A 23,264-nucleotide genomic window follows, 5' to 3' on the forward strand; every position below is an offset into this window, starting at 1 on the left:
ATGGCCCCTCTGCACACCAGGCCCGGGTATCTGAAATTAATAAACCACTTTGTCATCAAGCACAGGGGCCGATTATGGCCCCTGTTGATTTTAACGCTACGGTAATTCAGGGAAGAAACGGCGTTTGAGCGCCAGCTCGACTCCACGCAGTTCCGCCAGCCCCTTCAAACGCCCAATCGCCGAGTAACCCGGGTTGGTTTTTTTCTTCAGATCGTCCAGCATCTGGTGCCCATGATCGGGACGCATCGGAATTGGCCGTCGATCGCCTGCCTTGTAACGCCTCTGTTCTTCATTGAGAATCGCCTCGATCACCGCCACCATGTCGACGTCACCTTGCAGATGCGCGCCTTCATGGAAGCTTTTCGGGTTTTCTTCACGACAAGTGGCACGCAGGTGAGTGAAATGGATACGATCGCCGAAGGTCTCAATCATCCGCACCAAATCATTGTCCGCACGCACACCATAAGAACCGGTACACATAGTAAAACCGTTATAAAGGCTGTCTACCGTCTGTTTGAACCATTGCATATCATCAATGGTCGAGACAATGCGCGGCAGACCAAGGATTGGCCGCGGCGGATCGTCTGGATGCACCGCTAACCGTACACCCACCTCCTCCGCCACCGGAACGATTGCACGCAGGAATACCGCCATATTCTCGCGCAGCTGCGCCTTGTCGATCGCATCGTACTCCGCCAGCCGAGCACGGAACTGATCCAGCGTATAGCCTTCTTCAGCTCCCGGCAGCCCGGCAATGATATTGCCGGTCAACGTGGCAATCTCCGCAGTGCTCATGGCCGCAAAGCGCTCGGCGGCCTGCGTCTGCTCTCCCGGCGTATAATCCTGCTCTGCACCTGTGCGTTGCAGGATGTGCAAATCAAAAGCCGCGAAGGCGATTTGATCGAAACGCAGTGCTTTCGAGCCGTCAGGCAACACATATTCCAGATCGGTGCGTGTCCAGTCGAGGATCGGCATAAAGTTGTAGCAAACGGTATCGATGCCGCAAGCCGCGAGGTTACGCAACGATTGTTGATAATGGGCGATATGTTTCTGGTAATTGCCGCTGTGAGTTTTGATCTCTTCATGCACCGGGATACTTTCTACCACTGACCACACTAGCCCCTTCTCTGCCAGCAGTGCCTGACGAGCTTTGATCTCCTCGATCGGCCATACCTCGCCATTCGGAATATGGTGCAATGCAGTGACGACGCCAGTGGCGCCCGCCTGACGCACATCATCAAGAGAGACAGGATCGTTCGGCCCATACCAACGCCATGTTTGTTCCATTATTTATCCTTATAAAAATCGCCCAGTATTACGGAGGGGTAAAGATCTCACAGTTTTGATGATCTTGTTATACCAAATTGAGACAGATATCGGTTATCTTTCACCTTACTCCTTCGTATCTGTCTGTCAAAAACGAAACCATGATTGGTTGATCCACTTCACGAATCTGGCTTATTCTGAGCTGAGCAATGTTATTGACGTGCTTACAGCCTTACACTACGACAGAGACCCCGTGTGCAGAAGGGTGAAAATGATGCCCCTTAGCGCAAAAAAAACTGGTCTAATAACTTTTAAAAAGTTACCTGCCAGCATCTTTTACTCAGCTTTGGAGCTTTGCATGAAGACTATCGCCAACTCACCGCTTCCCGATACCGTCCAGCAACCGCACTACGAACGCAGCACATTACAAAGCCGCATCGTGCATATTGGGTTTGGTGCCTTTCACCGTGCGCACCAAGCACTGCTGACCGATCGGGTATTGAATCATCAGGGAGGCGATTGGGGGATCTGCGAGATCAGTTTGTTTGGCGGCGATAAGCTATTTCAGACGCTACGTCAGCAAGATCATCTGTATAGCGTGCTGGAGAAAGGTGCGGCGGGTAATCAGGCCATCGTGATCGGCGCTGTGCATGAAAGCGTTCACCGCAAACTGGAAGGGATCGGCGCTGTGCTGGAAAAACTGGCGGAGCCTCAAGTGGCGATTGTCTCAATGACGATTACCGAGAAAGGCTACTGCATTGAACCGGGCAGTGGGCAACTGGATCTCCAGCATCACGCAATTCACACCGATCTCGCCAATCCCGAGCAGCCAACAACGGTGCCTGGCATTCTGGTGGAGGCGTTACGCCTGCGCCTTGAACGTGGCCTGCCCGCCTTTACTCTGCTTTCTTGTGACAATATTCCAGAAAACGGCCACGTGCTGCGCAATGCAATAGTCGGATTAGCACAGGCGCGCGACAGCGTTCTGGCCGACTGGATTACTCAGCATGTCAGCTTCCCCAGCACCATGGTCGATCGTATTGTTCCTGCCGCTACGCCAGAAACGCTGGATGAAGTGGCTGATGCGCTTGGCGGGGTACGCGATGAATGCGCCATCGCCTGTGAGCCCTTTATTCAATGGGTGGTAGAAGACAATTTTGTCGCGGGGCGCCCGGCGTGGGAACTGGCTGGCGCACAGTTGGTGAACGACGTGTTGCCGTTCGAAAAAATGAAGCTGCGTATGCTCAATGGCAGCCACTCCTTTTTGGCCTATCTCGGTTATCTGGGCGGTTATCAATATATAAACGACTGCATGGGCGATGATGCTTATCGTCAAGCCGCACACCACCTGATGCTAGCCGAGCAAGCCCCGACACTCAGCGTCAACGGTATCGATCTGGCTGCCTACGCGACACAGTTGATTGAACGTTACAGTAACCCGGCATTGCAACACCGTACCTGGCAAATCGCCATGGATGGCACGCAAAAACTACCGCAACGTATGTTGGACTCCGTGCGCTGGCATCTGCAGCATGGCAGCAACTACGCAGGTCTGGCGTTAGGCGTGGCAGCCTGGATGCGCTATGTCGGTGGTGTGGATGATGCCGGCCAGCCGATCGATATCCGCGATCCGCTGTTGGTAACACTCCAGCAGGTGGTCGCCGCAACGCCGGACGATGAACAACGCGTAACAGCGCTGTTGGGGCTAAAAAACATTTTTGGGGAACAATTGCCTGGTAATGAGGGTTTTGTGGCGACGGTTACTCGCGCTTATCTGTCTCTGCGCGATCATGGCGCACGGAAAACGGTGAGAAACTGGGTGTCGACACAGCTGGCGTAATATCACTCCCCTAATGATGGTGAGTAAGAGGATAGAATATACTTTCAACATATGGGGAAAATGACCATGCCGGACGGTTCATCCGGCATGGCCGAACGACTTAACGATAAACTACCGTCATTACTGCAAGTTTTTTCTGTTGATCCACCCACTGCATTTCGGTTGTGCCTAAATTCAGTGGAAGCTCTTTGCGTGTAGCATCAAATTTTGACAGGGCCTGCTGATCTTGATAGTGCTGCCCATTGCGGTAACATTGCGTATTGGCCGTTGAATCGGTGACACTCACCGCGCAGGGACTTTCCACAATAGAGCCGACAAAACGAATAACCCCGCCAGTGGTTCCTGCATGACTTGCTGCCGTCCATGAAAACAATATTCCTACGATCAAAAATAACCGAAAGACATTCATGGCAACCTCATTTTTTGTTAAGCCAATTTAAACATAGAGGATCTTCTTAAGAATAATCGCAAGGTCAGGGTAATTATTTGGCGGGTAATCGGGCAATTAACAAAGAAAAAACAAGCTACTAACAATCAGTATCCATAGCTAATTCATGGTTTTCGCTAAGAATTTTCTGACAAGTTATCGTGGATTTAGCCAGTTAAATATCGCATCGTAACCTGCTAAATTTGTGACATGACGCAAGCTGGACAGCCCCATACGCTCAAGCCAAGCAGTGCTACTTATTTATTGAACAACAGAAATTATTAACATCAGGAATAATACATGACCAAAACTAACCTGATCACCGGTTTCCTCGGCAGTGGCAAAACCACCACTATTCGTCATTTACTGGCAAACAAACCGGAAGATGAACGCTGGGCCGTGCTGGTGAATGAATTCGGTGAAATTGGCATCGACGGCGCACTACTGGCAGACAGCGGCGCGGTGTTGAAGGAGATCCCGGGGGGCTGCATGTGTTGTGTCAACGGGCTGCCAATGCAGGTTGGACTCAACATGCTCCTGCAACAGAGCAAACCCGACCGGCTACTTATTGAACCAACCGGCCTCGGTCATCCGAAACAGATTCTGTCATTGCTCACGCAAGACAGTTATGCCGGCTGGATTGATCTACAAGCCACCCTGTGTCTGTTGGATGCACGCCAACTCAGTGAGCCTCGCTACCGCGAAAATGAAAACTTCCGCGATCAACTGGCAGCCGCAGACATTATTCTGGCAAGCAAAAGTGATACTTATCAACCACAAGATCTGCTGGCCCTGCAGCAATGGACCACGCAGGATCCCCGACAACGTCCGCTTTATCAGATCACACAGGGCAAGGCAGATGTCGCCTTGCTCGACCAGCCTCGCACAAATCGCACAGAATTACCGGATGCACAGCATCATCATAGCCATGCCAAAACGCAGGGCTTGGCCGCATTGCGGTTGCCGGAAACGTCACGCTGGCGCAGAGCGCTCAACCAAGGTCAGGGTTTTACCAGCTGCGGCTGGATCTTTGATGCAGACACCGTATTCGATACCGTTGGCATCATGGAGTGGATACGCCTTGCCCCCGTTGAACGTGCCAAAGCTGTGGTACGCATTGCTGAAGGCACATTATTGATCAACCGTCAGGGACAAGATCTCAGTATCGAAACACGCCCAGTGGCACCACTGGACAGCCGAATTGAACTGATTCACAACGAGAATGCCGACTGGAACACGTTACAAGCCAAGCTGTTTACTATTCGTTTAAGTTGAGATCTTTACCGTTAGCACCCTTTTATTTTTAGACTTACAACAGGTTATGCCATGACTCGCCGCAATTTACCCTTCATCATCTTTTTCAATTTACTGGGCATTGCGCTGTTTCTGTCCTGGTACCTGCCGGCTAATCACGGTTTTTGGTTTACTGTGGACTCATCCATCTTCTTCTTTTTCAATCGCCATTTAGCCACTGACTCCGGCTTTTTGCATTTGGTGGCCATTACCAATAACCGTGCATTTGACGTGATGTCACTGCTCGCCATGGGTTTGCTGTATCTGGGTTTTTACCTGCAACAGAATGCCGCTGGGCGTCGCCGTTTATTGATCACCGGCGTTGTTATGCTGCTGACTGCCGTAGTGCTGAACCAGCTTGGGCATTTACTGCCGGTCAAACACCCTAGCCCGTCGCTCAGCTTCGAGAATATCAACCGCGTCAGTGAACTGACCGGGATTCCTACCAAAGACGCCTCCAGTGACAGCTTCCCTGGCGACCACGGTATGATGTTGATGATTTTTTCATGCTTCATGCTGCGCTACTTTAACTGCCGGGCATTTGTCGTCGCGTTGCTGATCACCGTGGTATTTTCATTGCCACGCGTGATGATTGGCGCCCACTGGTTTACAGATATCGCCGTCGGTTCACTGTCTGTCGTGTTGGTTGGCGCCAGCTGGTGTCTGATGACCCCGTTCAGTGATGTACTGATTCAGCGCCTGAACAATATGCTGCCCGGCAAGCACCGTCCGTTACAGCCATAATAAATCGTGATACCTCGCAGGAGGCCTGTCGGCCTCCTGATGATTTCCTCACCGTTTTCTGCTTATTTGCACATCATCGTGTTAACGCTTTCGCCGCCTGATTTCACGCAGAACCAGCACAACGAACAATTAGCGTTTTTAATATGAAGATTTACATTATGTTACATCACAAATTCATATAAAAAAGGGCTGAAAAAGGCTCGCAATCCCCAATTCGTTACGGTAATCTCGGATGCGTTTGTGCCTGGTTTAACTCAACTCAGCATCAAATCGATTAAAAATGTGCGTTCCAGCACGTTTTTAACGGTAAGCGATTGTCGAGAAAACAGCCGCAGATTAGTCTCGTTCCGTTTGGCATTTTTCAGGTAGCGACTTTTGTCGTTAAGGACTTCAAGGGAAAACAACAACAATGGTCAAATCTCAACCGTTTCTGAGATATTTTTTGCGGGTAGTACCTGCAATTGCCGCAGCGGTAATGCTCTCCGCGTGTAGCACGACTCACACTTCGAACTTGAATAACGCACAAACTGAGATGCGTGCAGTTAATGACAAAGATGGTCTTTTACTGCAAGCCTCTCAGGATGAATTCGAAGCAATGGTCCGTAACGTTGACGTTAAGTCAAAAATTATGGACCAGTATGCAGACTGGAAAGGCGTTCGCTACCGTTTAGGTGGTGAAACCAAGCGCGGCATCGATTGCTCAGCGTTTGTACAACGCACCTTCCGTGAACAGTTTGGTATGGATTTACCGCGTTCAACCTATGAACAGGAAGACGTCGGCAAGAAAATCTTGCGTACTAAACTGCGTCCTGGCGATCTGGTGCTGTTCCGCGCCGGCTCTACCGGACGCCATGTCGGCATCTATTTAGGTAACGATCAATTCGTTCATGCCTCTACCAGTAACGGCGTGATGATTTCAAAACTGAGCGATAACTACTGGGATAAACGTTATCGTGAAGGCCGCCGAGTGCTTACCCGCAGTTGACGGTACGAACCTGATTGTCCTGAATACCAAACGAGCGATAGAACGCTGCCTTCGGGCAGCGTTTTTTTTTGCCTTTCGTGACATCCAGACATAATTGCGCTATCAGCGATCGGTTCGATTGGCTTTCTTCCACCCTCCCCTTATTTATTTCGCGATATTATTTTCGGGAAACTGCACCTCAGATGAAAAACTCACCTATTATCCTCAAATGGAGATAACGCCAGTAATGCGTTAGTGGGCTATATTGGCCGATTGTCATTCGCGAGATGTGCGATGAATAATGACTGTAAGACCACCATTGGGATATATTACGCAGTCACTCTATAACAAAAACAGATTGATACGCCGTGCTCAGGGGGCAGGTTTATGGGCTTGAAAAGGGCATTTGCACGCCATGTCTCGCACAGACGACGTAGCCTGGCTAAAAGCGGCATTGTAGCTCTGGTGTTCTTTATCCTGTTTATGGCTATTACGCTTTCTTTGATTAGCCACCAGCGTACGCAATATCAACGCGTGGTGGAGCAACGCACGCAAAAATTTACTCTTGAAACCTTTAATGAGTTAACGGAAATCATGCAGCAATTGTTGCCGTTAACCGAACGCTCCTGCGCAGCCAGCCAGCCGGATATTACCTATCAGGCAGCTTTCCATTCCGGCGTACGTACTTTTATGTTGGTAAAAAACGGCGTTGCCTATTGTTCTTCCGCTACTGGCGACATGACGCTGGCGCTGAAAAACATCTATCCAGAAATTAACCAACAACAACGACTGGATCTCAAACTGCAGCAAGGAACACCGTTAGTTCCGGGAAAACCCGCCGTCGCCGTTTGGTTGCGCCAACCGGGCCAGGAAGATACCGGTATACTGGCCACGCTGGATATAGGGCTAATGCCCCAACAAATGTTCAGTCCCAGCGCCGATCGAGCGACAGGTATTGCCATTATTCTCGGCGATCGCGCACTCACCAGTTTTAGTCCTAACCTGATGCCGATTAACCAACTGCCCAACGAGCAGGCCGACAGTATTTCCATCGCCGGCACGCCGATGACTATTTTGTTTTATAACCAAAAACTGACGCCCAACGATATCCGCCTGACCCTACTGGGTAGCCTGGTGTTGTCTTTGATGATCGGCGTACTGTGCTACTACATGCTGTTGTTACGCCAAAGCCCGGAACGCGCCCTGATGCGCGGCATCAAACACAACGAGTTCTTTATCGAGTATCAGCCGGTATTTCATACCAAAACCGGTACCATTGGAGGGCTGGAAGCGCTGATCCGCTGGCAGCACCCAATCGAAGGACGCATCCCGCCAGACCTGTTTATCCCCTATGCCGAAAGCGAAGGGCTGATTGTACCGCTTACACGTCACCTGTTCAGCCTGATTGCCGAAGACGCTCCTAAGTTGGCAATAGCGCTGCCGCAAGGCTCGAAGCTCGGTTTGAACATCTCCCCTTCACACCTCAGTGCGCCGTCGTTCCATCATGATGTGTATGAACTGCTGGCCCAATTACCGGGAGACTATTTTACGCTGGTATTTGAAATTACCGAGCGCGGTATGGTGGAAGAAGACAGTGCACTGACAGAATTCGACTGGCTGCACCAGCAGGGTATCGAAATCGCCATCGATGATTTTGGAACCGGGCACAGCGCACTGATTTATCTGGAGCGATTTAGCATGGATTACTTGAAAATCGATCGCGGCTTCGTTAACTCGATCGGCCGGGATACAGTCACCGCGCCCGTTCTCGATGCAGTTATTTCACTGGCCAAAAAGCTGAAGATGCAAACCGTAGCGGAAGGGGTTGAAACGGCTGAACAGCTACACTTCCTGCAAGAACATGACGTTAACTTTATGCAGGGATATTATTACAGCAAACCCTTGAGCATCGATAATTTCGTGGCGTATTGCAATGCCCATACCGTATTTGATTATCAGGCACTCAAGGCTTGAGCTTCATTATTTCTTTACCCTGCGGCGTGGCAAAAAAGAGTCTACCGGCCGCAGGTTTAACTGACTTTACAGCAGGAGCTTACCGTTAAGATGTCCGTGCGCGTTTTTGCTGCCCTGGTGCTCTCAGCACTGAGTTTTGGCTTGCAGGCCGAAACCCTCAATGAAAGCTACGCTTTCGCCCAACTCGGTGAGCCGAAATATGCCACTGACTTCAGCCATTATGACTACGTCAACCCGGCAGCACCGAAGGGTGGCGACGTGCGCCTTGCAGCCATAGGTACCTATGATAATTTTAACCGCTATGCCCCACGCGGCGTGCCTGGCGAACGAACCGACGCCCTGTATGACACGCTGTTCACCACCTCAGACGACGAAATCGGCAGTTACTATCCGTTGATTGCCGAATCGGCCCGCTTCCCCGCGGATATGCGCTGGGTGGAGCTGGATATTAATGCCCGCGCCCGTTTTCACGACGGCACACCTATTACCGCCGCCGACGTAGCTTTCACGTTTAATAAATTTATGACCGAAGGCGTACCGCAATTTCGCGTGCTGTATAAGGGCATTACGGTCAAGGCTATCTCACGTCTGACAGTACGTATAGAATTCCCCCAACCCGATAAAGACAAACTGCTCGGGCTGTTCAGCCTCCCTATTTTGCCGCAAAGTTTTTGGAAAGATCATAAACTGAATGAACCGCTGAACGCGCCACCACTCAGCAGCGGTCCTTACAAGATTGCCAGCTATCGGCTCGGCCAATACATTACCTACCAACGCGTGCGCGATTACTGGGCCGCCAACCTGCCGGTCAACCGCGGCCGCTTTAACTTCGACAGCATTCGTTACGACTACTACCTCGACGACAAAGTCGCACTGGAAGCCTTCAAAGCCGGTGCCTATGACTTCCGTATCGAAGGCTCGCCAAAAAGCTGGGCGACGCAGTATCAGGGCGGCAATTTCGCCCGTAACTACATAATAAAACAAGACGAGATCAACCAGTCGGCGCAAAACACCCGTTGGTTGGCCTTCAATATGAGGCGACCGCTGTTCGCCGACCCTCGGGTGCGGGAAGCTCTCACGCTGGCCTTCGACTTCGACTGGATGAATAAGGCACTGTATTACAACGCCTATCAGCGTACTAACAGCTATTTCCAAAACACCCCATATGCTGCCAGTGGCTATCCGGACGCGGCCGAACTGGCCCTACTGGCACCGCTGAAGGGAAAAGTACCGGCGGAGGTGTTCACCAGTATTTACCAGCCGCCGTCCTCTGACGGCAGCGGCAATGATCGCCAAAATCTACTGAAAGCCACTCAACTCTTGAAACAGGCCGGTTGGGAAGTGAAAAACCAACAATTGGTGAACAGCAAAACCGGCCAGCCGTTTACCTTTGAATTGATGTTACTGAGCGGTAGCAACTTCCAGTACGTATTACCGTTTCAGCACAATCTGAAAAGGTTGGGCATTGATATGCAGATCCGTGAGATCGACATTTCACAATTCACCAAACGCATGCGCGACGGTGATTTCGACATGATGCCAACGGTCTATCTGGCGATGCCGTTCCCCAGTACCAGCCTTAAACCACTTTGGGACTCCAAATACATTGATTCCAGTTGGAATACTGCCGGCGTCACCGATCCGGCAGTCGACAACCTGGTCAGACAGATCGCTGCACATCAGGGGGATGAAAAAGCCCTGCTGCCGCTTGGTCGCGCACTGGATCGGGTGTTGACCTGGAATAGGTATATGTTGCCAATGTGGTATTCCAATCATGATCGCTATGCTTACTGGGATAAGTTCTCCACACCGCCAATCCGCCCGGCCTACGTGATTGGGTTCGACAACTGGTGGTTTGACGTTAACAAGGCGGCCCGTTTACCGGCCCAACAACAATAAGGAGTCTGCGATGGCGGCTTATCTGATTCGCAGACTGTTGCTGATTATCCCCACGTTATGGGCGATCATCACTATCAACTTCTTCATCGTGCAGATCGCCCCCGGCGGGCCCGTCGATCAAGCCATTGCCACTATTGAAATGGGTCAAAGCAGTGGCTTCGGTGGTGGTCGCGTGGGTGAAGGGTTGGGTCATTCACGCATCGGTGTCGGTAGTGCGACAGATAGCCAGTACCGCGGTTCACGTGGCCTTGATCCGGAAGTGATCGCCGAGATCACCAAACGTTATGGCTTCGACAAACCACTGCACGAGCGCTATTTCACCATGCTATGGAACTACATGCGTTTCGACTTTGGCGACAGCCTGTTTCGCGGCGCATCGGTAATGCAACTGATTGGCCATAGCTTACCCGTCTCCATTACCCTGGGGTTATGGAGCACGCTGATTATCTATTTGGTGTCGATACCGCTGGGTATCCGCAAGGCCGTCAATAACGGCAGTGCCTTTGATACCTGGAGTAGCACCCTGATTATCATCGGTTATGCTATTCCTGCTTTCCTGTTCGCCATTCTGATGATTGTGCTGTTCGCTGGCGGCAGCTACCTCGATTGGTTCCCACTACGTGGTCTGGTCTCGAGCAACTTCGATGCCCTGCCGTGGTACAGCAAAATAACCGATTACCTGTGGCATATTACGCTGCCGGTGCTGGCGACAGTGATTGGCGGTTTCGCCACCCTCACTATGCTTACCAAGAATTCATTTCTCGATGAAATCCGCAAACAATACGTGGTGACCGCTCGCGCCAAGGGGCTCGACGAGAAAAAAATCCTTTACCGCCATGTGTTCCGTAACGCGATGCTGCTGGTTATCGCTGGCTTCCCAGCGACCTTTGTCAGCATGTTCTTCACCGGTTCACTGTTGATCGAGGTGATGTTCTCGCTCAATGGACTGGGGCTGCTGGGTTACGACGCTACCCTGCAACGGGATTATCCCGTGATGTTCGGCACGTTGTATATCTTCACCCTGATTGGCTTGCTCTTGAATATCCTTAGCGACATCACCTATACCCTGGTCGATCCGCGCATTGATTTCGAGGCCCGCCAATGAGCCGCTTAAGCCCGATCAATCAGGCCCGTTGGGCACGTTTTCGCAGCAATCGTCGTGGCTACTGGTCACTGTGGATTTTTTTAGTGCTGTTTACTCTCAGCTTAGGCGCTAACCTGATCGCCAACGACAGGCCACTGCTCGCCCGTTACGAAGGCCGTTTGTACCTGCCGTTCATCATTGACTACAGCGAGACCACTTTCGGCGGAGAGCTGCATACCACAACCGATTACCAGGATCCGTTCGTAAAGCAACAGATCGAAAAGCACGGATGGGCCGTTTGGCCACCGATTCGCTTCAGTTACGACACCATTAACTTCGCCACCGATGTGCCCTTCCCTTCAGCCCCTTCACGCCATAATCTGTTAGGTACCGACAGCAACGGCAGTGACGTGCTGGCCCGCGTACTGTATGGCTTTCGTATCTCAATGCTGTTCGGGCTGGCGCTAACGCTATTCTCAAGCGTGATTGGCGTCTGTGTGGGCGCGATGCAAGGCTATTACGGCGGCCGCGTTGATCTATGGGGCCAACGCTTTATTGAGGTGTGGTCGGGCATGCCGACGCTGTTTTTGATCATCCTGCTGTCGAGTATCGTACAGCCCAATTTCTGGTGGCTGCTCGGTATTACCATTTTGTTTGGCTGGATGAGCCTGGTGGGTGTGGTGCGCGCCGAATTCCTGCGCACCCGTAATTACGATTACATCCGTGCCGCTCGTGCCATGGGGGTACAGGACAGAGTCATTATGTATCGCCATATGCTGCCTAATGCAATGGTGGCTATGCTGACCTTTTTACCCTTTATCCTGTGCGGTTCTATCACTACCCTAACCTCACTCGATTTCCTCGGCTTCGGTCTGCCAATCGGATCACCCTCATTGGGTGAGCTGTTGCTGCAAGGAAAGAACAATCTTCAGGCACCGTGGCTCGGCATCACCGCATTCCTGGTGCTGGCAGTACTGCTGTCTCTCCTCATTTTTATCGGCGAAGCGGTTCGCGACGCCTTTGACCCCAGCAAGGCGCATTGATATGGCTAGCCCTCCTCTGCTTTCAATTCAGGATCTCAGTGTTGCTTTCCGTCAGGGAGACCAACTGAATCCGGTGGTCAACGGCATTTCGTTGCAGATAGAAAAAGCAGAAACGCTGGCGCTGGTGGGTGAGTCCGGCTCGGGTAAAAGCGTCACTGCACTATCAGTACTGCGCCTGTTGCCGTCACCTCCTGTGGTTTATACCGGCGGTGATATCCAGTTTAATGGCACTTCGTTACTGCACGCGCCAGAGGCCGAACTACGCAAAGTTCGCGGTAACCAGATTTCGATGGTTTTCCAGGAACCGATGGTGTCGCTCAATCCATTGCACACTATTGAGAAACAACTGACGGAAGTGTTGGCACTGCATCGCGGTATGCGACGCGACGTTGCGCGTGGCGAGATTATCCAGTGCCTGGATCGCGTAGGTATCCGCAACGCCAAAGGCCGGTTAAAAGATTACCCGCATCAACTTTCCGGCGGTGAACGCCAACGAGTGATGATTGCCATGGCGGTGTTAACCCAACCCAAACTGCTGATTGCCGATGAACCCACTACCGCGCTCGATGTGACCATTCAGGCACAGATCCTGTCGCTGCTGAAAGAGCTCAAGCAAGAGATGGGCATGGGGCTACTGTTTATCACCCACAACCTGAATATTGTGCGCCGCCTGGCGGACAATGTGGCCGTGATGCGCCATGGCCGTTGCGTCGAGCAGAACAGTCGGTCCAGGCTGTTCAGCAACCCACAACACCCTTATACCCAGCAGTTGTTGGCGGCAGAAGATGTCGGCATGCCATTACCGCTGCCGGCAGATGCCGCGCCGCTGTTGAAGGTAGAAAATCTGCAAGTCAGCTTCCCGATCAAGCGCGGACTGTTACGCCGTACGGTTGGCCACAATTACGCGCTGAAAGGGCTGAGTTTTGAATTAAAGAAAGGGGAAAGTATCGGACTGGTGGGCGAATCTGGTTCAGGGAAAAGCACCACAGGGTTGGCGTTACTGCGTCTACTAAACGCTGGCGGTATGATGTGGTTTAACGGTCAGCCATTGCACCAGTTCAGCATGAAGCAAATGCTGCCGTACCGCAGCCAAATGCAGATTGTGTTCCAGGATCCTTATTCCGCACTCAATCCACGGCTGAATGTGCTGCAAATCATTGCCGAAGGGTTAGAGGTACACCAGAAATTAAACGCCGAACAGCGAGAGCAAAGGGTGATCGACGTGTTGCAGGAGGTCGGGCTGGATCCTGCCCTACGTCACCCTTACCCAACTGAGTTTTCTGGTGGTCAGCGCCAACGCATCGCCATCGCACGTGCACTGATTTTACAGCCACAGTTACTGATCCTGGATGAACCGACCTCGTCGCTGGACAAATCAGTACAGGCACAAATCCTGACGCTGCTGAAATCACTGCAGCAACGCCACCAACTGGCTTATCTGTTTATCAGTCATGATTTGCAGGTGGTGCGTTCGCTGTGCCATCAAGTGATTGTGCTGCGGCAGGGAGAAGTGGTCGAACAAGGTGACTGTCAGACGATCTTTAATTCGCCCGCCGCCGCGTATACGCAACAACTGCTACAGTTGGCGGACTAGCGACGGGATCAGAAAGGGTATTGGGCGCTCATAGGTTCAGCAATCGCAGCGCCTACATTTTTTAAGCGACACATGGTGGCGCTTTCGTCACAGCGCTGCACGAACAGGCAAGGCTCCCCTTCCCACTCCACAACGGCGCAGTCCACCTGAATCTCTTGCAACGACACATTAAGCTGTTGCATAACATGCCAAGCGTCAGCGCCTTCATGGCTGAGTAATTTCAGGCCAATCAGGTTGTTATCTTCGTCTATTCCGCTGAGCGGAATTGGTTCAACCTTGACGCCGGTAAAACCTGATAGCCAACGATAACTTTGCGGCAAACGATGCACTACCGAAAGTTGGATACTTTCCACATGAAATCCCTAGTTTGAAAAGGTGAAACACTTTTTACCTGACAGGGTTACTAAGTTATAGCCGTTGACTACCGACTCTGCTGCGTACAAATGTTATTTAAATGTAAATTCGTCACAGCTAGTTAACTTAGCCCTGCGCGTGCTGATGTCATACTGTTTTCATGCGCCGTGCGGTGTCGTTTCACGGCATTTTGCGACTCAGCTCGCATTTTTGCGTTATATGTAACCCTTTCCTGCCGCAATCACAACTCTTTTTTCTTGCAATACGGCTACTTTTTGCCCTTCATAATTTTACATTGCGGAAACATTTAACCTCGAGCCGCAGAAAGTCACAACGACATAACTCATTGATTATCATTATCGTTAAAACAAATTAAGCGCTATTCCCAGGTAAAACATACCGCGTTACACCCCGTGGTTATCCGGTGTAGAACAAGCCTTATTTTTAACAAAAAAAACACAGCATTCTCGGCGCACATTTAGTTGGCACGCTAATGCTTAGCAGCCATGATTTTTCTATCATTGGATATCTGAGGGGAGAGAACGGAAAGTTTACCCCAATCAAGACCCCATTTGCGGGGACCCTGAGTGGGGCATAATCACACTACGGGGTAGCAGGCGAGGCTTTATGCCGTGGTCGGCTGGCATACAGATAGAACAGGACAGCAACGATACTGCACAACGCCATGGAAGAAACCATCGGCCATGCGCTCTTGCCTGGTGCCATAGCCAGTACCGCCCCCACTAACGCACCGATACTGAAACGTAACGTCCCAGCCAATGAAGAGGCCGTACCCGCCATATGCGGAAAATCATCCAGGATCACCGCCATGGCGTTTGATGAGATCATAGCGATACAGCCCAGATAAACCGCAACGCCAATGACCAGCGCCCAGAAGCCCAAGCCCACAGCGCTCACCGCCAACAACCATAACCCCATTGCCAACTGAACAAACAACCCTAAGCGGAACATCTTGACCGCCCCCAGTCGCCTTACATTGCGGCTGTTGACCAGCGTTGTCAGGAACAAAAATACAATGTTCAGCGCAAAATAGTAGCCAAAGTGCTGCGGTGAAACGTTATTCAGTTCGATATACACAAATGGCCCGGCACTGAGAAACGAAAACATACCAGCGAATGAGAAGGCACTGGCAAGCATATAGCTCAACACACGCTTGTGGCGGAACAAGGAGCCGAAGTTGCCTAACGTGGTACGCAGGTGGAATTTCTGTCGCCGCTCTTTGGGCAATGTTTCCTTGATAAAGAACGCGACCAACAGCGAGCCGATCAGCGCTGCCGCGCCCATCGTCCAGAAAATCGCATGCCAGCTGAACCACAACAACAACGCACCACCGATCATCGGTGCAAGAAGTGGGGCAATGGTCATCACCAGAATGACAAACGACATCATGCGCGAGAACTCATCTTTGGTGAACATATCGCGCATCAGGGCATTAATCACTACGCTGGCCGCTGCGGCTGACAGCCCATGCAGGAAACGCAGGTTGATCAGTTGATCAATCGACTGCGCCATTGCACAAGCACCACCGGCAATGGCGAAGATCAACGTTCCCCACAGGATCACCGGCTTGCGGCCAATGCTGTCCGACATCGGCCCATAGAACAGTTGCCCCAAAGCAAAGCCGAGCATATAGGCGCTGAGCGTCATCTGCACGCTGCCCGACTCGACGCCGAACTGTTTAGCAATCACCGGCATACTGGGCAGGTACATGTCGATAGCCAACGGCATCAACATGGACAGCAGGCCCAGAATAAAAATCAAACCGAGGTGAGATGACCGGTTCTGTAGCACGTTCGACGACTCCTTCATCAGCCGTAGTGTGTGGTTATCCCTTCAATCATTCCCGTTGCATTGAGGCGACCACCAGGAACATCCCCGGTCACATATACGTCGTACGTGACTGGGGAAAGCGCAGGCAACCAACAAAAATGCAGCGTGAACGATGATGGGTATAAATTAATCTTGCAGGTGCGGTGCACCAACGCTGGCAATTTCTTCTTCGGTCAGTGGACGGTATTCGCCCTCTGCCAGATCTTCATCCATCACGATGGCACCGATACGTTCACGATGCAGTTCGAGAACTCGGTTACCGACCGCTGCAAACATACGTTTCACCTGGTGATAACGCCCTTCGCTGATGGTCAAACGCACCAGTTTGTCTTCAATTTTTTCCAGTTGCGCAGGTCGTGTCAGATCTTTTTCGTTATGCAGTTGCACACCGTCGGCAAATAGTTGCGCAGTATCTTCCGCCAATGGATGTTCCAGCGTCACCAAATAGGTTTTCTCACAATGATGTTTCGGTGAGGTAATACGGTGTGACCATTGACCGTCGTCGGTCATCAGCACCAAACCCGTGGTATCAATATCCAGGCGGCCAGCAGCATGAAGCTTGTAGGCAACCGGCTCATCGAGAAAATACAGCACCGTCGGGTGATCGGGATCGTCAGTAGAACAGACGTAACCCTGTGGTTTGTTCAGCATAAAGTAACGTGGCCCGTTCTGACGCTGCAGTGGATTACCGTCAAACGCCACTTCCTGCTCCGGCGTTAGCTTAAGTGCGCCGCTCTTCACCACTTCACCGTCCACGGTGACGCGTTTTGCCCGAAGTTCACGCGCTACCAGCGCGCGGCTAACACCTAACTGCTGAGATAAAAACTTGTCCAGTCGCATTGAATCTGCTTTGCCTGTCGTTGTTATGATCGCATTGATCGTATTGCTAAAATATGACACCCGCAGTTGCACCAAGTGCAACAGGGCAGGATCGAAGGGGGGGAAACAGCGATTACTGTCACACGAGTATAGCGGCGGAAACGGCACCCTGACAGAGCTAATTTCCACATGTCTCGCACCACAAGCGCTCAGAAGGCATAATATAGAAATTATTTAGCCGTCAGGGGAGTAAAATGTCACTGTTTTTTTGGGTTCAGATGTTACAAAACCTGTTCCTGACGGCACCCATCAATTCAAGGCGTTAATTTATGGCCTTTACTTTACGCCCTTACCAGTTGGAAGCCGTCGAAGCCACCATCAAACATTTCCGCCAACATCCGCAGCCCGCACTGATCGTGCTGCCCACCGGCGCGGGCAAAAGCCTGGTGATAGCCGAGCTGGCAAAACGCGCTCGCGGCCGCGTATTGGTGCTGGCCCATGTAAAGGAGCTTGTGGCACAAAACCACGCTAAATACTGCGCCTATGGGCTGGACGCAGATATCTTTGCTGCCGGATTACAGCAAAAAGACAGTGCCGGTAAGGTGGTATTCGGCAGCGTGCAGTCGGTGGCGCGTAACTTGCCGCTGTTCGACGGCGCCTTTTCCCTGCTGATTATCGACGAATGTCACCGCATCAGCGACGATGACGACAGCCAATACCAACAGATTATCCAGCATCTGCAAAAAACCAATCCGCAGTTACGCCTGCTGGGCCTGACAGCGACCCCTTACCGACTGGGGAAAGGCTGGATTTATCAGTACCACTATCATGGCTTTACCCGCGGCGATGCCAGCAGCCTGTTTCGCGACTGCATTTATGAGTTGCCGCTGCGTTATATGATCAAAAATGGCTATTTGGTCCCGCCGGAACGCCTGGATATGCCTATTGTACAGTATGATTTCAGCCGTCTGGAGGCCAGAAGCAACGGATTGTTCAGTGAGGTTGACCTGAACCGTGAGCTCAAACAGCAAAATCGTATCACGCCACACATCATCAGCCAGATCGTTGAATATGCTGAAACCCGCAAGGGAGTGATGATTTTTGCTTCCACCGTTGAACATGCACGTGAAATCTACGGCTTACTGCCACCTGGCGAAGCAGCACTGGTCAGCGCCGAAACCCCTGCCGTTGAGCGTGATGCACTGATTGAGGCGTTCAAACAGCAGCAATTATGCTACCTGGTCAATGTCGCGGTGTTAACCACTGGCTTTGATGCGCCGCACGTCGATCTGATTGCCATTCTTCGCCCGACTGAATCAGTCAGCCTGTATCAGCAAATTGTCGGTCGTGGGCTGCGGTTGTCGCCCGGCAAAGAAGATTGTCTGATCCTCGATTACGCGGGTAATCCGCACGACCTGTTCACGCCGGAAGTCGGTGTCAGTAAGCCACACAGTGACAGCCAACCGGTACAGGTGTTTTGTCCCGGTTGCGGTTTCGCCAACCTATTTTGGGGTAAATGTACCGAGAGTGGCGATATCATCGAACACTACGGACGCCGTTGCCAAGGCTGGCTGGAAGACGATGAAGGTCATCGCGAACAATGCGATTATCGTTTCCGCTTCAAAATTTGCCCGCATTGCGGCGCAGAAAACGACATTGCGGCCCGCCGCTGCCATCAGTGCCAGGAAGTGTTAGTCGATCCCGACGATATGCTAAAGGCAGCATTGAAATTAAAAGATGCCCTGGTACTGCGTTGTGGTGGTATGGAATTACAAAGTGGTCGCGATGAAAAAGGCGAGTGGTTGAAGGCCACCTATTACGACGAAGAAGGTACCAGCACCAGTGAACGCTTCCGGTTACAGACACCGGCGCAGCGTAAAGCCTTCGAGATGCTGTTTTTACGCCCTCACCAGCGCGCACCGGGGGTGCCGTTCAGTTGGCAAACGGCTGCCGACGTACTGACTCAGCAAGCGCTACTACGCCATCCGGATTTCGTTGTGGCACGCAAGCGCGGGCAATTCTGGCAGGTGAGGGAAAAAGTGTTCGATTATCAAGGCCGCTTCCGCCGTGCCAATGAACTGTACTGATGTTGGCGGCGGGCACATTGGGTAGGTTTCCATTGCCCTGTGGCTGGCTTTCCGTTAAAATGCCGCCCGCTTTGCCTGGGTTCGCCCGGCGCTAAAGCAGGTTATACCTTATGCATTACAGGCTAGGGTCTGGAAGGCAGCGGGTAAATCGAACTTGCTACTGGGTCGCCTGTAGCAGGGTAAATTTTCTTTTAAGAGAAAAAACAATGTTCACTATTAAAGTAGAAGTACGTAAAGACCAGGGTAAGGGTGCGAGCCGCCGCCTGCGTGTTGCCAACAAATTCCCAGCTATCGTTTACGGTGGCGAAGAAGCTCCAGTTTCCATCGAACTGGACCATGATTCTGTTAAGAACATGGAATCCAAACCAGAATTCTACAGCGAAGCAGTAACTCTGGTTATCGACGGTAAAGAAACCAAAGTGAAAGTTCAGGCTGTACAGCGTCACCCGTTCAAGCCGAAACTGGCTCACATCGACTTCCGTCGCGTTTAATCGCAACGAAATCGAACCTTTCGGGACGCCGAAGTAGAAAACGCCGCAATTGCGGCGTTTTTTATTGTCTGCGATCTGGTGTAGTTACTTGTTGCCGCTGTTAAATCGACGTTGCAACTGATCGCGCAGGTTCGGCGGAGTGCCTTTAATCGTCAATGTGTCAGTCGCTGCATCCCAGAAAACGCGCTCACCCAACAGCATGGCGTCAAAGTTCATGCTGATACCACCACCGCTGCCAGCAAATTTGGTCAACTGGCGCAGCGTACCGCGATCGGCAGGGAAGCTGTCTTCCAACTGATAGCCCTGCTCGCTGGAGAACTGCAGAAAATCCTTTTCGCCTACCGGCGCGATCTCTTTTGACAGTTCTTGCAGTTCAATCTCTTCACCCGCCTGCAACTGTTCATTGCAATAGCTGTAAACCTGCTGGCGAACCGACTGGCGTTCGTTCTTATCCAACTGCGCGTCGGCACAATAATCATCAACGGCCTGCAGTAAGCCCCGGTTTTGAGCCTTGGTGTCCAACCCTTCAGACGCCGCCAGGAAATCCATGAAGAAATCGGATACCTTACGCCCCACGCGCCCTTTCAGGAAGGTCAGATAGCGGGTCGACTCTGGATTGGTTTCCCATTCGGTCAGATCGATGCGCGCCACGATATCGGCATGGTTGATATCGAGATAATGCGTGGTGTTGATATCCAGCTCTTCATTAACACGCGAACTGTTGCGACTGTTCAGCACCGCGATCAGCAAGTATTCCACCGCCAGGTAACGGTACTGACCGAACAGCACTACGCCACCTTCAGCAAACGGATACTTGGCCAATTCATCGCGCAGGCGCCCCGTCGCTGCTCGGCTGAACGCCAGAAAATCCTTATCTTCCTTACGGCAGGTACGCAGCGCATCCGCCAGCTCACTGCCCTCATTGAACAGGCCATAGGCCTTGCTCTTGGCACTGTAGACACGGTGCAGCTCTTCCATCATCTCTTCCACCGCCGCATTGGTGGGAAGCAGAGAATCGCGTAGCACCACGTCCAGCGTTTGTTCGTCGCGTTTGACCAACTGGTGCAGAGCGATCTGGTCGATATCCAGACTCATGGTAAATCCTCCTGTTCTTTAGCCGCGTATTCAAACACTGAAGTCCGCGCCCTGCAACTTTAAAGACCAGCGAAAAAGTGAAATTCAGAGAGCAATTCCCAAGGTTGTTGGCGCGACCATAGAACGGGAAATGTGGGAGTCCTGATGTACGAATGCCGGTTCGTTGATGTGAGAATGAGCCTGAAAGGCGCAGATTTGAGCGCGGCTTGCAGGGCAAGCTCTCTCAGAGAGTGCGATGAATCCAGAACAGCCAGCGTTGCTGTTGCATCAAGTATGAAGGGGATCGATAAAAGAGCGGAAAATCACTGCCCTATACGGTAAGATATGGGACTTTGTCAGGCTACGAAGCGCAATTTTATGCCACAATCATCCCGTTACAGTGACGAACACGTTGAACAGCTGCTCTCTGAGCTGGTTAATGTTCTGGAAAAACACCATACTCCCACCGATCTATCTCTGATGGTGCTGGGCAACATGGTAACTAATCTGATCAACACCAGTGTTGCTCCCGCGCAGCGGAAAACATTGGCAAGATCGTTTGCAGAAGCTCTGCAGGCTTCTATTCGTGAAGATAAAGCGCATTAATAAATACTTATGGTGACAAACCGTCAGCGTTATCGTGAAAAAGTCTCCCAGATGATTAGCTGGGGGCACTGGTTCGCCTTATTCAATATTCTGCTCGCCCTCGGGTTGGGCAGCCGCTACCTGTTTGTCACCGACTGGCCCTCTTCCCTGCTGGGTCGGGTTTATGCCCTGGTCAGCTTACTGGGGCATTTCAGCTTTATCGTTTTCGCCGGCTACCTGTTGGTGATATTCCCGCTCACCTTTGTGGTGATGTCGCAACGGTTGCTGCGGTTTATTTCCGCCGCGCTGGCCACTACCGGGCTCACATTACTGCTGGTAGATAGTGAAGTGTTTACGCACTTCCACCTTCACCTTAATCCCGTCGTATGGGAACTGGTGATCAACCCTGATCAGAGTGAGTTGGCGCGTGACTGGCAGCTGATGTTTATCTGCGTGCCCGTTATATTCCTGGTGGAGATGTTGTTTGGTACCTGGAGCTGGCAAAAGCTGCGCAGCCTAAACCGTCAACGTTTCGGCAAGCCGCTGGCCGTGCTGTTCATCAGCGCCTTTTTTGCATCGCACCTGATTTATATCTGGGCTGACGCCAATTTCTATCGCCCGATCACCATGCAACGAGCTAATCTGCCGCTGTCATACCCAATGACTGCGCGTAAATTCCTTGAGAAACACGGGCTGCTCGATTCGCAAGAATATGAGCGCCGGTTGGTACAACAAGGGAATCCAGAGGCCGTTGCGGTTGAATATCCACTTAGTGACCTGAGCTATAGCGACAAAGGCAGTGGTTATAACCTGCTGATGATCGTGGTTGATGGTGTACGGGAACAGGATATGAAGCAGGATATGCCTGCCCTTACGCGTTTCGCGCAGGAAAATGTCCGTTTCAGTGATCATTACAGTTCAGGTAATCATGCTGATACCGGTCTGTTTGGCCTGTTCTACGGCATTTCACCGACCTATCTGGACAGCATTCTCGCTTCACGCAAACCATCAGCGCTGGTTAGTGCACTCAGCGCCCAGGGCTATCAGTTTGGTTTGTTCTCATCTGATGGCTTCAATGCCAGCCTTTACCGGCAGGCACTGCTGACAGACTTCTCACTGCCAGCACCGACCAAACAAAACGATTCGGTCACAACACAGCAATGGCAAAATTGGCTGGCCGACCAGAGCGGTAATGGCCCATGGTTCTCTTACATCAATTTCCGCGGTGCTGAACCCGCAGCCGATGAGAAAACCCCTGCCCCCGCTGATTTTATTCAGCGTTACCGCACTGGCGCGCAAGATGTGGATGCACAAATTGCACAGGTAATCAGTACGCTGAAAGAACGCGGCATGCTGGATAAAACCGTTGTCGTGATTACGGCAGAACACGGCGTTGAATTTAATGATACCGGTAAGGGCAACTGGGGGGCTGGTAGCAGTTTCAACCAGCAGCAATTGCAAGTGCCGTTGATAATCCATTGGCCAGGTACCCCGGCGCAGACCATCAATAAACTGACCGGTCATAACGACGTGATGCGCACACTGATGCAACGCTTGCTGCACGTGAAAACAGCCCCTAATGACTATTCTCAAGGGGAAGACCTGTTTACCGCACAGCGCAGGAACAACTGGATTGCCACGGGCGATAACAATCTGTTAGTTATCACCACACCAACACAAACCCTGGTGTTGGACAACAATGGCACCTACCGTGCATACGATAAGAACGACAAAGAGATAAAAGACGAGAAACCACAACTCGCCCTGCTGTTGCAGGTGTTGACCGACGTGAAGCGTTTTATCGCCAACTAACTGCTTAAAATACAATCAGTCAGGCGAGAGTACTCTTGCTTTGGCGTTCGGAAAGGGTAGTAT

General features: G+C 51.6%; 19 protein-coding genes. 13 read left to right on the forward strand and 6 right to left on the reverse strand.

Annotated features, from left to right (window positions below; genetic code table 11):
• Window positions 1-96: 96 nt before the first annotated feature.
• Window positions 97-1,287, reverse strand: coding sequence for a mannonate dehydratase (gene uxuA / locus SGR01S_RS16015; protein WP_061807974.1), 1,191 nt, complete (start codon window positions 1,285-1,287; stop codon window positions 97-99).
• A 337-nt stretch (window positions 1,288-1,624) separates the two neighbouring features.
• On the opposite strand from uxuA, the gene SGR01S_RS16020 reads away from it, so the two are divergent.
• Window positions 1,625-3,106, forward strand: a complete 1,482-nt coding sequence (locus tag SGR01S_RS16020) for a mannitol dehydrogenase family protein (protein WP_061807975.1) — start codon at window positions 1,625-1,627, stop codon at window positions 3,104-3,106.
• 100 nt (window positions 3,107-3,206) lie between these two features.
• On the opposite strand, the gene SGR01S_RS16025 is transcribed toward SGR01S_RS16020, so the two are convergent.
• Window positions 3,207-3,515 (reverse strand): YmdA family protein, encoded by a 309-nt coding sequence (locus SGR01S_RS16025; RefSeq protein WP_037426766.1) that lies wholly within the window; start codon window positions 3,513-3,515, stop codon window positions 3,207-3,209.
• Between the two features lie 318 nt (window positions 3,516-3,833).
• Here SGR01S_RS16025 and SGR01S_RS16030 point away from each other — a divergent pair, with 318 nt between their 5' ends.
• The 8 genes from SGR01S_RS16030 (at window position 3,834) to yejF (ending at window position 14,128) form a co-directional block, all read left to right on the forward strand.
• Window positions 3,834-4,808, forward strand: a complete 975-nt coding sequence (locus SGR01S_RS16030) for a CobW family GTP-binding protein (RefSeq protein WP_061807976.1) — start codon at window positions 3,834-3,836, stop codon at window positions 4,806-4,808.
• A gap of 51 nt (window positions 4,809-4,859) precedes the next feature.
• A complete protein-coding gene (locus SGR01S_RS16035; protein WP_061807977.1) occupies window positions 4,860-5,570 on the forward strand; it encodes a phosphatase PAP2 family protein in 711 nt (236 codons plus the stop codon).
• A gap of 409 nt (window positions 5,571-5,979) precedes the next feature.
• Window positions 5,980-6,555 carry a bifunctional murein DD-endopeptidase/murein LD-carboxypeptidase gene (mepS, locus tag SGR01S_RS16040; RefSeq protein WP_037426774.1) on the forward strand — a complete coding sequence of 192 codons (576 nt, stop codon included), beginning with the start codon at window positions 5,980-5,982 and terminating at the stop codon, window positions 6,553-6,555.
• A 366-nt stretch (window positions 6,556-6,921) separates the two neighbouring features.
• Window positions 6,922-8,508 (forward strand): cyclic di-3',5'-guanosine monophosphate phosphodiesterase PdeN, encoded by a 1,587-nt coding sequence (gene pdeN, locus SGR01S_RS16045; RefSeq protein WP_061807978.1) that lies wholly within the window; start codon window positions 6,922-6,924, stop codon window positions 8,506-8,508.
• Window positions 8,509-8,598: 90 nt separating this feature from the next.
• Complete coding sequence (locus SGR01S_RS16050) at window positions 8,599-10,407, forward strand: extracellular solute-binding protein (protein WP_061807979.1); 1,809 nt, start codon at window positions 8,599-8,601, stop codon at window positions 10,405-10,407.
• A gap of 10 nt (window positions 10,408-10,417) precedes the next feature.
• Window positions 10,418-11,512: a microcin C ABC transporter permease YejB gene (locus SGR01S_RS16055; RefSeq protein WP_061807980.1), complete on the forward strand. Its 1,095-nt coding sequence runs from the start codon at window positions 10,418-10,420 to the stop codon at window positions 11,510-11,512.
• A complete protein-coding gene (locus SGR01S_RS16060; RefSeq protein WP_061807981.1) occupies window positions 11,509-12,534 on the forward strand; it encodes an ABC transporter permease in 1,026 nt (341 codons plus the stop codon). Before SGR01S_RS16055 ends, SGR01S_RS16060 begins: the two co-directional genes overlap by 4 nt.
• Before the next feature lies 1 nt (window position 12,535).
• A complete protein-coding gene (gene yejF, locus SGR01S_RS16065) occupies window positions 12,536-14,128 on the forward strand; it encodes a microcin C ABC transporter ATP-binding protein YejF (RefSeq protein ID WP_061807982.1) in 1,593 nt (530 codons plus the stop codon).
• 8 nt (window positions 14,129-14,136) lie between these two features.
• Here yejF and SGR01S_RS16070 read toward each other — a convergent pair whose 3' ends face one another.
• The 3 genes from SGR01S_RS16070 to rsuA form a co-directional block, all read right to left on the reverse strand.
• Window positions 14,137-14,481, reverse strand: a complete 345-nt coding sequence (locus SGR01S_RS16070) for a YejG family protein (protein WP_037420856.1) — start codon at window positions 14,479-14,481, stop codon at window positions 14,137-14,139.
• A gap of 604 nt (window positions 14,482-15,085) precedes the next feature.
• Entirely contained in the window at window positions 15,086-16,294 is a 1,209-nt protein-coding gene (locus tag SGR01S_RS16075) for a Bcr/CflA family multidrug efflux MFS transporter (RefSeq protein ID WP_037420858.1), read from the reverse strand.
• A gap of 165 nt (window positions 16,295-16,459) precedes the next feature.
• Window positions 16,460-17,173 (reverse strand): 16S rRNA pseudouridine(516) synthase RsuA, encoded by a 714-nt coding sequence (gene rsuA / locus SGR01S_RS16080; RefSeq protein ID WP_061807983.1) that lies wholly within the window; start codon window positions 17,171-17,173, stop codon window positions 16,460-16,462.
• Between the two features lie 308 nt (window positions 17,174-17,481).
• On the opposite strand from rsuA, the gene radD reads away from it, so the two are divergent.
• Window positions 17,482-19,239 (forward strand): DNA repair helicase RadD, encoded by a 1,758-nt coding sequence (radD, locus tag SGR01S_RS16085; protein ID WP_061807984.1) that lies wholly within the window; start codon window positions 17,482-17,484, stop codon window positions 19,237-19,239.
• Between the two features lie 206 nt (window positions 19,240-19,445).
• Complete coding sequence (rplY, locus tag SGR01S_RS16090; protein ID WP_037420864.1) at window positions 19,446-19,730, forward strand: 50S ribosomal protein L25; 285 nt, start codon at window positions 19,446-19,448, stop codon at window positions 19,728-19,730.
• A gap of 84 nt (window positions 19,731-19,814) precedes the next feature.
• On the opposite strand, the gene yejK is transcribed toward rplY, so the two are convergent.
• Window positions 19,815-20,825 carry a nucleoid-associated protein YejK gene (gene yejK / locus SGR01S_RS16095; RefSeq protein WP_037420866.1) on the reverse strand — a complete coding sequence of 337 codons (1,011 nt, stop codon included), beginning with the start codon at window positions 20,823-20,825 and terminating at the stop codon, window positions 19,815-19,817.
• A gap of 357 nt (window positions 20,826-21,182) precedes the next feature.
• On the opposite strand from yejK, the gene SGR01S_RS16100 reads away from it, so the two are divergent.
• Together SGR01S_RS16100 and yejM are read left to right on the forward strand one after the other, a co-directional pair.
• Complete coding sequence (locus SGR01S_RS16100) at window positions 21,183-21,410, forward strand: YejL family protein (protein WP_006317912.1); 228 nt, start codon at window positions 21,183-21,185, stop codon at window positions 21,408-21,410.
• Window positions 21,411-21,419: 9 nt separating this feature from the next.
• Window positions 21,420-23,201, forward strand: coding sequence for an LPS biosynthesis-modulating metalloenzyme YejM (yejM, locus tag SGR01S_RS16105; RefSeq protein WP_037420869.1), 1,782 nt, complete (start codon window positions 21,420-21,422; stop codon window positions 23,199-23,201).
• Window positions 23,202-23,264 lie beyond the last annotated feature (63 nt).

Origin of the sequence: Serratia grimesii NBRC 13537 (assembly GCF_001590905.1) — a bacterium.
GTDB classification, from domain to species: Bacteria; Pseudomonadota; Gammaproteobacteria; order Enterobacterales; family Enterobacteriaceae; genus Serratia; species Serratia grimesii.